Raw genomic sequence first — 13405 nt, forward strand, 5'->3', positions numbered from 1 at the left:
AGATAATGGCAAAAAATATTGTAGAAAAAATTTGGGATTCACACGTTGTATATCAAGAGGCTGGAAAACCGGATTTACTTTATATCGATCTTCATTTAATTCATGAAGTCACATCTCCACAGGCGTTTGAAGGCTTACGTTTAGCTGGACGCAAAGTTCGTCGTCCTGATCTTTGTTTTGCAACAATGGATCATAATGTGCCTACAAAAAACCTGCCGACAATTAACGATCCGATTGCAAAAAAACAAATTATGACCCTAGCAGATAATGCCAAAGAATTTGGTATTCAGCTTGCTGATATTGGTCATCCAGATCAAGGTATTGTTCACGTAATTGGCCCTGAGCTAGGCTTGACACAGCCAGGAAAAACAATTGTTTGTGGAGACTCCCATACATCAACCCATGGTGCTTTTGGAGCGCTAGCATTTGGTATTGGAACTTCAGAGGTTGAGCACGTGTTATCTACTCAAACATTATGGCAATCCAAGCCACCGACAATGGAAATACGTGTAAATGGACAGTTAGGTATCGGTGTTGCAGCAAAAGACATAATCCTAGCAATTATTGCAAAATGGGGCATTGGGGTAGGTACAGGTCATATCGTTGAATATACAGGCGAGGCTATCCGTAACCTTTCGATGGAAGAACGTATGACGATTTGTAATATGTCTATTGAAGCTGGTGCAAAAGCTGGACTTATTTCTCCAGACCAAACAACAGTAGAATTCCTTCGTGAACGCCGTTTTGCTCCAAGTGCAGAAAGCTTTGATGAAGCAGCTAATTATTGGTTAAGCTTAGCTTCAGATACTGATTGTACTTATGATGTTGTTTTGGAAATTAATGCAGAAGAAATCGAGCCATTCGTAACATGGGGTACAAATCCTTCAATGGGAACAGGTGTATCCAAAACAGTACCCACATCTGCTGATTATACTTCGGAATCTGACAAATCCGCACTAAACAAAGCTCTTACTTATATGGGATTAGAAGAAGGTCAACCAATCTCCTCAATTGAAATACAGCATGTATTTATTGGCTCCTGTACAAATTCTCGTCTATCTGATTTACGTACAGCAGCAAATATCATAGAAGGTAAAAAAGTAGCCCCTGGTGTGAACGCTATTGTGGTACCGGGCTCTTATTCTACAAAAGCAGCTGCAGAAAAAGAGGGCTTACACAAAATCTTCCTCGACGCTGGCTTTGAATGGCGTGAATCAGGTTGCTCAGCCTGTTTAGGTATGAATGAGGATATCATTCCTTTTGGGGAACGCTGTGCTTCCACATCTAATCGTAACTTCGAGGGACGTCAAGGTGCAGGAGCTCGTACACATTTAGTTAGTCCTGCAATGGCAGCAGCTGCAGCAATTGAAGGTCACTTTGTTGACGTACGCAAATATGTAACGCAAGTAGTATAAGAGGTTAGGAGTGGGGAATATGGAACCTATTAATATCGTAAATAGTATCATTACACCGTTAGATCGAAAAAATGTCGATACAGACCAAATTATTTCAAAGGAATTTTTAAAACGAATTGAACGAACTGGCTTCGGGCGTTTTTTATTCCATCATTGGCGTTTTGATGCACAAGGAAATGAAAATTCAGATTTCGTTTTAAATAAACCTGAATATCAAGGCTCACAAATACTGGTTGCACAAGATAACTTTGGTTGTGGATCATCTCGTGAGCATGCACCGTGGGCAATTTTAGACTATGGATTCCGTGTAGTAATTGCACCAAGCTTTGCAGACATTTTCCATAACAACTGTTTCAAAAATGGCATTCTTCCTATTAGATTGACAGAAATAGAATGTGATGAAATTTTAGCCAAAGGTTTGGCAAGCCCTTATTCAGTAGAGGTTAATTTAGAGGCTCAGACGGTTGTGGGTTCAGATGGTAAGGTTTATAGCTTTAACATCGATCCTTACTACAAGCAAATGCTGCTAAATGGCTGGGATGAGATTTCATTAACATTCCAATATGAAGATTACATCAAAGCCTATGAAGACAAAAGAGTAGCTTTCTAAACATATAAAAGTCGATTCATTCTTTTTAGAGTGAATCGACTTTTTATATTAGTGGGGAAGGTTTAGCTATAGTCATTTAACGTATTTTAAGCCAATCTGGAATAGTGAAGTTGCTTGAAAGGAAGCAAAGTGGACCGGGTTAAGCCGATTCGGAGTCGCTACCTGGTTGAAAGGTGGCAAAGCGAATGGGATTAACCCAATCTAGAGCGGGTAGGAGTTTCAAAGGTAGCAAAACGGCTCGCATTACCCCAATCTGGAGTTGGTAGGAGTTTGAAAGGTAGCAAAACGGCTCGCATTACCCCAATCTGGAGTTGGTAGGAGTTTGAAAGGGAGCAAAGCGAACGAGATTACCCCAATCCGAAGTTGGTAGGAGCTTGAAAGCGAGCAAAGCGATCCGCATTACCCCAATCCAGAGCAGACAACTGTTCAACTGTAGCAAAGCCGCTCCCCGCCTATTCCCCCCACCCAAACACTCCACTTTCTAAAACCGGAGTGTTGTTGGATTGGATAGCTGTTTTTGTTTTTCGATATGATCGCGATATTCATTCATTAATTGCTTTTTTGCCAGCATCTCTAAATTTTTATCTGACGCAGGTTTTTCATAATTTTTATCTTCCTCTATTTCAGGATATGCCATTTTAATCAATGAATAAGGGAGTAAAGTTAATGTAATAATCACGAGTAAAATACTGCACGAAAGCAATATAATTTGTGCCGGGACAATATCATAAAGGATTCCGAAAACTAATGACCCAAGAGGCATTAAGCCCATAGCCATCATTTCAATAATTCCAAAGATTCTTCCTCGATAGTTTTCATCCACTTCCTTCTGTAGCATGACTCCAATTGGTGTATTCGTTAGAACGCTAAAGCAGCCGAAAAAGAACATATTAGCTAGAAAATAGACAAATAGCAATGTGCCTGAAAAGTTGAAAATAAGTGGGATGGACAATGTTCCTACAAGAACCGATAACCCTAAAATAGTACGTTTTGAAAATTGCAGGGGATACTTCACGTTTGACCTGCTCGCAAAGTAAATTGACATAAGCAGCATTCCAATCGCTGCAGCTGCTTCAACAAAGCCGATCAAAGAATACTCCATCTTCAATACTTCTACTAGTATGAAATTGCTTCCAACACTAACCGATGTGAAAAATAAATTTATCCAAAGAATAACGATAAGTAGACGTGAGATAACAGGCTTTGTTTTTAAATAAATGATTCCTTCCTTGAAGCTTTGTAGCATAGACTCTTCTTTTTTCGTGCTTTCATTTTTACTAGAATATAATTTGAAGTTCATCGTTGATTCCAATAGAAATGCAAGGGAATAGGAAATGATATTTATGAATAAAAACATTTCCATTGATACAAATCCAAACAGCATCCCTCCAACAATTGGTCCTCCAATGCCAGAAATGGACATGGACATTTGGTTAAAGGACATTGCTTTTTGAAGTCTTTCTTGATCGACTAAATTAGCGATTGATGCAGAGAAAGCAATCGATGAGAAAGTGCTGCTAATTGTATAGAAAACAGTTGTGATGTATATTGCAGTTATTGATAAATCAAATAACAGTGTATATGTGAGTAACCCGGTGATAGATAAAATTGAACCACCTTGACCTACGAGTACCACCAGCTTTTTAGGAAGACGGTCGACAAGGATCCCCGCAATCGGTGAAAGTAGAACACGCGGAATAATTGAAAAAATTAAATTTGCTGCAAAGCTCAGGGCAGACCCTGTTATTGATAAGATAAACATGCTCATTCCAAATCCATATACAGTGGAACCTAGTGAAGAAATCATTTTACTTATTAAGAAAGTATATAAATGATAGGTAGCCCGCCTTTGCTTTAATGCCTCTGACATAAAACCATCCCCTTTTAACGAATGTTTAATTTTATTAAACTCATAATATTCCACTCTTTGGAAAAAGGCAACACAAAAGTTTAATTTAATTTAACTTATTTGTAAAAAACAGAAATTTAGGTTACTATTTGTTTAACGAAACTTAAAACAGGCTGATTATTCTGATTTTTGTTGTGAAAAGGCGGGATAGTTATATGAATTCACTTGGGGAACGAATTAAACAATTAAGGAAACAAAAGAAGATGACATTAGCAGAGCTTGCTGGGGATCGTTTGACTAAAGGGATGCTCAGCTTGATAGAAAATGGCAAGGCACAGCCGTCTATGGAGAGTTTAAGATATATAGCCGAAAGAGTTGGAGTGGAGGTTTCTGCCTTACTTGATGATGGCAATATTGAAGAACTCCGAGAGCTACTTTTAGAAATCGAAACATTATTTAAATCTGTCTATTATCTACATCAAATAAAAGAAAACGAGAAGGTTGACGCTATTTACAAAAAGCTTTCTGCAAAAAAATCTGATTTGACAGGGAAGACATACGAAGAGATAAGATTGTTGGATTTCTATATTCGTTTGTCTGCTTTTTTAAATTATGAACAAGAAGAAGTAACAATGTTTGATGTGATTACTTATTATGAAAAAATTCATGCTTATAGTCGAATTATAGATTGCTATAGTTTTTTAGCAGGAGATGCCTTTCAGCAAAATGACTATAATATTGCGCTCGAATTCGTACTGGAGGCTGAACAAAGAATTGAGCCGTATAAACATTTAATCGATCATATTGCTTTGTTGGATCTGCATTATTTGTTAACGGTTCTTTATGCAGCGATTGATAATACAGCAAAAACACAGGAGCATCTTAACCTGGCATTAGAAATTGCCCATAAAAATAGAATATATTATCGATTAGATGATTTTTATCGATTTACTTTCATCCAGGCAATAGGTCAAGCAGATGAGGTAAAAAGTAAATATTACTTAACAAAATTAACGCAACATGCAGAATTTACCGAAGATAAAGTGGCTATCAGCGGTCTGGCATTTGCCTATGGGCATTATACGAACCTAATTGAAAAAGATTATAAAAAAGTGCCGAGCTTTAGCAAATATATAATAACGAAAAGATATGGTCCAGACGATGTTGAGGATGCACCGATTTTATATCAGATGGAAGAGACTTATTCATATTGGGCAATTGGCAACTACCAAAAAGCTTTAGAAACAAGTCAGTCAATTACTATTCCAGATTATATACATCATCCTGTTGATTTATCTATAATGTATCGCTGCTTTGCTGTACGTGCCCTTTGCTTCTATGAGCTTGGCGATAAGGAAGCTGCAAAGAGTGAAATCCTATTTGCCTATCATGGTGTAGCAGAATTTCCAAACTCGATATACAAAAAATTTATTCAAGAGGCTTATGAAAAAATACGATATGGTAAAAGGGGTAAGTAGGGAAAGACTTATTGTGGCGAATATATGATAGAGGGCAGAAGATAATTTGCAGTAACCACTATAGTAACTAAAGTTGCATGAACAAGAAAATGAAAAGGGTATCCAGATTTACTATACTGGACCCCCTTTTTTTATTGGCCGAGTTGTTTTTATTTAACTGAGCCACTTATAAACTCTGAATCCTTATAATACATATTTTTCACTAATACATTTGGTCCTAAGCATTTAACTGCAGGACAATGACAATTTAGTGATTTCGCTAAATCTGTTGCTAACCATTTGTCGAAAACATCTGGTAGTGAATCTTTTTGGATGTTACCAAGTGCGGGTGTATCACCAAAGTCTGTTACGATGACATCCCCATTAAAAATATTAACGTTCAGCCTTGAACGACCATCAGGATCATTTCGTAATGTGACATTTTTTGCGTTTTGTAAACGCGTTAATAATGCTTGATCTTCTTCACTTGGGCTACATGGGTAGAAGGGAAGTGTTCCAAACAGCATCCAAGTATTCTTATCGCGAATGTCTAGTAAATGATTAATTGCAGCTCGAGTTTCCTCCAAAGATAGGGAAGTAAGACTTGATGCAAAATCAGATGGATACATAGGATGCACTTCATGACGAGCACATTTCATTTCATGAACGATTTGGTGATGGATATGTTCGATATAAGGAATCGTTTTCTTATTCAACATCGTTTCAGCAGATACCATAACCCCTTGCTCTGAAAGCATACGAGAGTTTTCTATCATACGATCGAAAAGGGCAGCTCTTTGGTCGAATGTAGGCTTTCGTTCCATCATAGCAAAACCTGTTTCTACGAATTCTTCAATCGTTCCCCAGTTATGTGAAATGTGAAGTACATCAAGATAAGGTGCTATTTCAAAGTATCGTTCCCCGTCAACTGTTAAATTTGAATTCATTTGCGTTCGAACGCCACGTTCATGGGCATATTGCAAAATAGGTTTTACATAGTTTGCAACCGACTTTTTACTAAGCATCGGTTCGCCACCCGTGATACTTAATGTTCTTAAATTTGGAATTTCGTCTAATCGTTTTAAAATTAGCTCTATTGGAAGTGCAGTTGGATCTTTGGTTTGCAGTGTATACCCTACCGCACAATGTGCACATCTCATATTACATAAAGTTGTTGTTGTAAATTCAATATTTGAAAGTGTTAATTTCCCGAATTGCTCTACATCTAAATAAGCTTCCCAAGGATCGAACTTAGTCGTAATCTTTTCTAATGTTTTCATAGTTATTGATCTTCCTTTCCAAAACTACATTTTCTCATAACTCAGACCATTAGAAAACTAATTTCGCTATATTTAGAAGATTTAACTGTTAACGGGGATAATAGGTATTCTTTTCTAGCAGGAAAATTCAAGTATCTAATTGCTTTATAAAGCTATGATTTTCACTGTAATAGACATCTCCGTATATATTTTCAACTATAGTTTTACTAATTTCGATGTTAGAAAAATTAACTGCCTGCACATTAAAGCGAGATTTATTGTTTCTGATTACGCTATCTGAAACATAAACGGATGATTGATTTTGTGCAAAAATGTCGGAGAGTGTACCATCAGTTACCTGCACGCTCTTTAATTCAACAGTTGATTCAAAATCTATCCATAGCTGATGCTGGGCATGCTTTGAGATAAAACAATCCGTAAGAAATACTTCACTATGGTTTTGAATATAGAGGGCATTACGATTTCCATCAAATAATTCACTGTTTTTTAAAATGACCGAGCTATCATTTACCACCATTTGAGAAAGCTCATGATTGAAAATTTGACTATCAAATAAATACAAGCTTGAATTTCGTAATACTTTAACACCGTAGGACTTTCCGTTATAAATCTGACAGTTTTCAAATCGAGCATTGGATAGGTCGCAAATTTCGATTTGTACATTCAGGCTATCGTAAAATTGACAATCTATTGCAGTCAGTTCACATTCATTTACAATAAATAAGCTTTTTCCGTTAAAAAGCTTGCTTTGAATAATGTAGATTTCAACATTTGATTTACAAGCGATATGAGGCATCTCATTATCATAAAACTTACACATATCTACCTCTACCTTTGACTCGGACATTGCTAATATGCCATTTCCGACATTTTGGGTTAAAGTCGACTTGAAAATCGATAGCTCTGATTTAAATAAAGTGATTGCTGAATTTGCATTATGAGTAACTTCACATTCAACAATCGAACAATTACTATTGTCTTCAATACAAATCCCAACATGATAGCCGCCTGAAACCTCGCATTTTTTCATGGAACAAATCGATTTGTTTGCAATAGTTACTTGAGAGGAGCGATGTCCTTTTATCATGGTTTCGAAAACATTAACAATAGAGTTATCGCAAATTTGAATACCGATATTTTCTCCATTATGAATTTTACAAAACTCAATATTCATCTTTGAATCCTTTGTAACAACGACATTGGATTTCTTATTTTGAGCAATTTCACAATGGAAGGTTTGGGCTTCTGAATTTTGTGTAATCGATATTCCTGCATCCTTACCTTGTTGAATGGAACAGTATCGAGCTGTTAAAAGAGCTCTTTGTACGCAAATTTGTGTTTGAGTATTGTATTGAAGGACGGTAGATTGAATCGAAGCATCTCCTTCATGATAGATATGGATCCCCATACCATCGCCATGTTCAATTACGCTTTCGTGATCGATAAAGCGTGAATCCTCTACAACAATTTGCGCACTTGTATGATGATGGAAATGAACATTTCGCGATTGTACAAAGGAGCCATTTCTAATACATAATCCATGCTTTGCATAAGAGAACTCGCATTTTTCGATATAGACTTGAGATGATTCGGCTAGAATTTGAGTTTTACCGTTATGGTCAAAATTACAATTTTCGAAAATCACCTTACTATTATTAATGATGGAGAGTGCCATATCCCTTGCATGCTCAAAATTGCAATGATAGGCGTTGAGTTTTCCACCATCCACCGTTACATGAATATCATTTTTTCCGCCCTTGAAATGACAATTTTGAAGAACAGCTTCACCTTCAATATACATTTGTGCAGTAGGGGAAATCGTTAAGTTTTGCAATGTGACAGATACATTTTTTGGAATAATGATTAGTCCCTCTATAATCGTTTCATCATGTATATCTCCAGCAAGAACCATGTTTTTATCTAAATGAATCGATTCTTTATATAGCTTTGGTTTTAGTTGTATAAAGTTTCCTGCTTTTGAATGCTGTATAATCTTTTGAATTGTTTTTGCTTTAGTAAAAAGTCTTGAAAATAATCGATAAATAGTCACTAATGGGTACCTCCTCCATTTGAAAATCAATACTTCTATTCTCAGTAAAAAAGCGAAATCTTAATCGTATTTTTACAAATCTTTGAAAAAAATGGATAATATTTTTTCTGAAATCCTAATTTTCTTTTTTTGCTAAATGCCAAATAGAGGGTTACAATTAACTTTATTTGATTTTTTAGGAGGATATTTTGTTGAAAGCTACATTAACGAAGCTACTAAATATGAACGAGCTTGAAAGACAAGCATATATGAATGAAAATGCTGATCAACTGATTGCGGAAATGATCAAACATATTGGTTATCCAGAAGATGAAATGCGTGATAAATTAAATTACCGTTTATTCGTCGAGCTACTAGCTAGTCAATTATATTCACATGAACAAATGGCTCATATAGCATCATTACTAAAAGGGGAAGACTATCTATTTCTTTCCATCGGTGAACGTGATACTGATACTGTATTCACGCGTTCTTTTTCAGCCCTTTGGTTAAGTAACCTTCTCAATGTAGATAGACAGCTTCGATTTTTAAACGAAGAGGATGCTACATGCATTTTAGAGACAAGCTCACATTATTTAGGTAGGGAAAACGATGTGCGCGGTTTTGTTGGTGAAAAAGGTTGGGCACACAGTATTGCGCACGGAGCTGACCTGTCGAGTGCAATTATCTCGCATCCTTCTTTTAATGTTCGATTTGCTCCTGTAATTTTACAGGGAATAAAGAAAAGCTTTTGGAATGGAACCGTATTTGTTGATGACGAAGAAGAACGTCTAGTAACTGTTTTCGAAAATTTAATAGCAAAAGATTTCCCGGAAGAAGTTCTAATTGAATGGATTGAACAGGTATTTGATAAACTGCAGTTCTATTTAATGGAAGTTGGATATACACCAGAGTATTTTGCAGCAAGAACAAATACTCTTCATTTTATGAAAACTTTATACTTCACATTAAAGTTTTCTAAAAAATCACCAGAAATTATGGGGATAGTTTCACTATTTATAGCTAAATGGATGAAACAATAGATGAGTAGGGTGAAGAAAGCGGCAGGTGATAGTGTGAGAGGGAGATTCACTCGTGTATTAATTTTCACAGTTATCGTTATAGGCTTAGCTGTAGGCTATAATTTCGTTTCAGTTCACTTTTCAGGAGATGGAAAATCTTCTCCAGAAGAAGCACTACCTCAAGATAGTAATTATGAATGGATTGAAGGACCACGAAGTGAGAAGGAGGTAAGATATTTCTTCTTATATAATAGTGGGAATTTTGGGACGCAAGTAGTAACTAAAAATTTTAAAGGCTGGAGTTTAGGAAGTCGTACCTCATCACCATTACCAAAGGTATTAGACGAAAATAAAATAGCTACCGCTTATTCTGATAGTGAAGTATTATTTGGACTTATAAAGCCGGGTGGAGAAGTAGAAGTTACAGTTAATGGAAAGGGAACAAAACGAATACCATTAACTTCCTTATCAAAAGAAGTATTAGATAGATTAAATGTGGCAGGATATGAAATCTGGTACATAGATTTGTCAGAATTAACTGATTCCAAAAAATTTTTAATAAAGGTATTAGATGAAAATAATTCTTTACTTAATGAGTTATCAATCTGATACTAATTGTCCATAATTGATAAGGACGAATAGCAAGAAATCTTGAATAGATGGTTTTTTATTTTAGAAAAGTAAGCTATAATACTATTTGCATAGTAAATGGCTAGGTCATAAAAATAACTTATCACAAAAGATAATTTTAATGTAATTTACTTATGTATATAAATCGTTTATGATGATTTATGGAGAAAAGCTTTGCAAGCCTTTCAATATTAAATAGGGGGAGTACAATAATGGCAATTAACTTACACAATAGCCGTTCTTCATTTGAAGTGAATGGTAAAACATACAACTTTTACCGTCTTGCTGCAATTGAAGAAGCTGGCGTAGCAAACGTATCACGCCTACCTTACTCAATTAAAGTATTATTAGAATCAGTATTACGTCAATTTGATGACTATGTTATTAAAGAAGAGCACGTAAACAACTTAGCGAAATTTGGTGCTGGTGCTGACGCAGAAGGTGAAGTACCTTTCAAACCATCACGTGTAGTATTACAAGACTTCACAGGTGTGCCAGTAGTAGTAGACTTAGCTTCTTTACGTTCAGCTATGAAAGAATTAGGTGGAAATCCTGATAAAATCAACCCAGCAATTCCAGTTGACCTTGTAATTGACCACTCAGTACAGGTTGACAAATACGGTAATGCAGCTGCATTACAAGCTAACATGGACCTTGAGTTCGAGCGTAACGCAGAACGTTACAACTTCTTAAAATGGGCTCAAACTGCTTACGATAACTTCCGTGCTGTTCCTCCAGCAACTGGTATCGTACACCAAGTTAACTTAGAATATTTAGCGCCAGTAGTTCACGTTAAAGAAAACGTTGATGGCACTTTTGAAACATTCCCAGACTCAGTAGTAGGTACTGACTCACATACAACAATGATTAACGGTATCGGTGTACTTGGATGGGGTGTAGGTGGTATCGAAGCTGAAGCAGGTATGCTTGGTCAAGCGTCATACTTCCCAATTCCAGAAGTAATCGGTGTTAAATTAACTGGTGATCTTCCAAACGGTGCAACTGCGATGGACTTATCATTAAAAGTAACTCAAGTATTACGTCAACGCGGCGTAGTAGGTAAATTCGTTGAGTTCTTCGGTCCTGGTGTGTCTAAATTACCATTAGCTGACCGTGCAACAATTTCAAACATGGCTCCTGAATATGGTGCAACATGTGGTTACTTCGCTATTGACGAAGAATCTTTAAACTATATGCGTTTAACTGGTCGTGACGAAGAGCACATCGCAGTAGTTGAAGCTTACTTAAAAGCTAACAACTTATTCTTCGATCCATCATTAGAGCCTGTTTACACTGATGTATTAGAAATTAAATTAGAGGACATCCAACCAAACCTTTCTGGTCCAAAACGTCCACAAGATTTAATTCCTCTTACAGATATGAAAGCTCGCTACCATGAAGCAGTAACTGCTCCAATGGGCGTACAAGGCTTTGGTTTAACAGAAGATGAATTCGATAAAAAAGCTACAGTTAAATTTGCAGATGGCGATGTGGAAATGCCAACAGGTGCAGTAGCTATTGCTGCAATCACTTCTTGTACAAACACATCTAACCCATATGTTCTTTTAGCAGCTGGTTTAGTTGCGAAAAAAGCAGTTGAAAAAGGTATCCAACCACCATCATGGGTTAAAACTTCTTTAGCACCAGGTTCTAAAGTAGTAACTGGTTACTTAGAAGAGTCAGGTTTACAATCTTACCTTGACCAAATTGGCTTCAACACTGTAGGTTATGGTTGTACAACATGTATCGGTAACTCTGGTCCATTACTTCCAGAAATCGAAGATGCTATTAAAGAAAAAGACTTATTTGTAACTTCAGTACTTTCTGGTAACCGTAACTTCGAAGGTCGTGTACATCCACTTGTAAAAGCTAACTACTTAGCATCACCACCACTTGTTGTTGCTTATGCATTAGCTGGTACAGTTGATATCGACCTACAAAAAGATGCAATCGGTACTGACAAAGATGGTAACGAAGTATTCTTCGCGGACATCTGGCCTTCAACTGAAGAAGTAAATACTGTATTAAACAAAGTTGTAACTCGTGAATTATTCCAAAAAGAATATGAAACAGTATTCACAGCTAACGAAAAATGGAATGCAATTGAAACATCAACTGAGTCTTTATACACATTTGATGACAAATCAACTTACATTCAAAACCCACCATTCTTCACTGGTCTTTCTAAAGAGCCAGGCGCAATCCAAACTCTTGCAGGATTACGCGTAATCGCTAAATTTGGTGACTCTATTACTACTGACCATATTTCACCAGCAGGTGCGATTGGTAAAGATACACCAGCAGGTAAATACTTACAAGAAAATGGTGTAGCTATTCGTGATTTTAACTCTTATGGTTCTCGTCGTGGTAACCACGAAGTTATGATGCGCGGTACATTCGCTAACATCCGTATCCGTAACCAAGTTGCTCCTGGTACAGAAGGTGGATTCACTACTTACTGGCCAACAGGTGAAGTTGAGTACATTTACGATGCAGCTATGAAATATCAAGAACAAGGTACTGGCTTAGTAGTATTAGCTGGTAACGACTATGGTATGGGATCTTCTCGTGACTGGGCTGCAAAAGGTACATTCTTATTAGGAATTAAAACAGTTATCGCACAAAGCTACGAGCGTATTCACCGTTCAAACCTTGTAATGATGGGTGTATTACCACTTCAATACTTACCAGGTGAAAGTGCTGATACATTAGGATTAACTGGTAAAGAAGAAATCTCAGTAAACCTTACTGATAATGTAAAACCACGTGATATCTTAACTGTAACTGCTAAAGCTGAAGACGGTACTGTTAAAGAGTTCAAAGCTCTTGCTCGTTTCGACTCAGAAGTAGAAGTAGACTACTACCGTCATGGTGGTATCCTACAAATGGTACTTCGTCAAAAAGCTGCTGAATAATTATTTGTAAATAAATAACCGATAAGTTCATTTGAACTTATCGGTTTTTTTGTGTCTATTGGTCCTAGGTTAATTTTGCTAGTATTTTCTATTTTTAGGCTAGAACCGACTTCATTTTCAATAATTTTATAAATTCTTACATCAATTTACAGAAAATTAATAGATTTTTAGATTCAGATAGTTTAAACTATAATAAAA

Annotated in this window: 9 protein-coding genes; 6 read left to right on the plus strand and 3 right to left on the minus strand. The window is 36.4% G+C overall.

Annotated elements, in window-relative coordinates; genetic code table 11:
• The first annotated feature begins 5 nt into the window (after positions 1-5).
• Entirely contained in the window at positions 6-1415 is a 1410-nt protein-coding gene (gene leuC, locus BJ095_RS06290; RefSeq protein WP_107933434.1) for a 3-isopropylmalate dehydratase large subunit, read from the plus strand.
• A 19-nt stretch (positions 1416-1434) separates the two neighbouring features.
• Complete coding sequence (gene leuD / locus BJ095_RS06295; protein WP_107933435.1) at positions 1435-2025, plus strand: 3-isopropylmalate dehydratase small subunit; 591 nt, start codon at positions 1435-1437, stop codon at positions 2023-2025.
• 481 nt (positions 2026-2506) lie between these two features.
• Here the strand turns inward: leuD and BJ095_RS06300 are convergent, their stop codons facing one another.
• Positions 2507-3895: an MFS transporter gene (locus BJ095_RS06300; RefSeq protein ID WP_107933437.1), complete on the minus strand. Its 1389-nt coding sequence runs from the start codon at positions 3893-3895 to the stop codon at positions 2507-2509.
• Positions 3896-4089: 194 nt separating this feature from the next.
• On the opposite strand from BJ095_RS06300, the gene BJ095_RS06305 reads away from it, so the two are divergent.
• Complete coding sequence (locus tag BJ095_RS06305; RefSeq protein ID WP_107933439.1) at positions 4090-5352, plus strand: helix-turn-helix domain-containing protein; 1263 nt, start codon at positions 4090-4092, stop codon at positions 5350-5352.
• Between the two features lie 149 nt (positions 5353-5501).
• Here BJ095_RS06305 and yfkAB read toward each other — a convergent pair whose 3' ends face one another.
• Positions 5502-6611 (minus strand): radical SAM/CxCxxxxC motif protein YfkAB, encoded by a 1110-nt coding sequence (gene yfkAB, locus BJ095_RS06310; RefSeq protein ID WP_107933440.1) that lies wholly within the window; start codon positions 6609-6611, stop codon positions 5502-5504.
• Between the two features lie 127 nt (positions 6612-6738).
• Positions 6739-8661: a right-handed parallel beta-helix repeat-containing protein gene (locus BJ095_RS06315; protein WP_107933442.1), complete on the minus strand. Its 1923-nt coding sequence runs from the start codon at positions 8659-8661 to the stop codon at positions 6739-6741.
• Between the two features lie 191 nt (positions 8662-8852).
• On the opposite strand from BJ095_RS06315, the gene BJ095_RS06320 reads away from it, so the two are divergent.
• The 3 genes from BJ095_RS06320 to acnA all read left to right on the plus strand — a co-directional run bounded on the left by BJ095_RS06320 (position 8853) and on the right by acnA (position 13207).
• A complete protein-coding gene (locus BJ095_RS06320; protein ID WP_107933444.1) occupies positions 8853-9683 on the plus strand; it encodes a DUF2785 domain-containing protein in 831 nt (276 codons plus the stop codon).
• Entirely contained in the window at positions 9684-10271 is a 588-nt protein-coding gene (locus BJ095_RS06325) for a hypothetical protein (protein ID WP_107933446.1), read from the plus strand. It begins immediately after the preceding gene.
• A gap of 233 nt (positions 10272-10504) precedes the next feature.
• A complete protein-coding gene (gene acnA / locus BJ095_RS06330) occupies positions 10505-13207 on the plus strand; it encodes an aconitate hydratase AcnA (protein ID WP_181417975.1) in 2703 nt (900 codons plus the stop codon).
• Positions 13208-13405 lie beyond the last annotated feature (198 nt).

This window comes from Ureibacillus chungkukjangi (genome assembly GCF_003217295.1).
Taxonomy (GTDB): Bacteria; Bacillota; Bacilli; order Bacillales_A; family Planococcaceae; genus Ureibacillus; species Ureibacillus chungkukjangi.

Excerpts from the sequence above, each read along its gene's own strand:
- yfkAB (WP_107933440.1), bottom strand. The coding sequence starts at position 6,611 with ATGAAAACATTAGAAAAGATTACGACTAAGTTCGATCCTTGGGAAGCT.
- leuC (WP_107933434.1), top strand. The coding sequence starts at position 6 with ATGGCAAAAAATATTGTAGAAAAAATTTGGGATTCACACGTTGTATAT.
- acnA (WP_181417975.1), top strand. The coding sequence starts at position 10,505 with ATGGCAATTAACTTACACAATAGCCGTTCTTCATTTGAAGTGAATGGT.
- BJ095_RS06305 (WP_107933439.1), top strand. The coding sequence starts at position 4,090 with ATGAATTCACTTGGGGAACGAATTAAACAATTAAGGAAACAAAAGAAG.
- BJ095_RS06325 (WP_107933446.1), top strand. The coding sequence starts at position 9,684 with ATGAGTAGGGTGAAGAAAGCGGCAGGTGATAGTGTGAGAGGGAGATTC.
- leuD (WP_107933435.1), top strand. The coding sequence starts at position 1,435 with ATGGAACCTATTAATATCGTAAATAGTATCATTACACCGTTAGATCGA.
- BJ095_RS06300 (WP_107933437.1), bottom strand. The coding sequence starts at position 3,895 with ATGTCAGAGGCATTAAAGCAAAGGCGGGCTACCTATCATTTATATACT.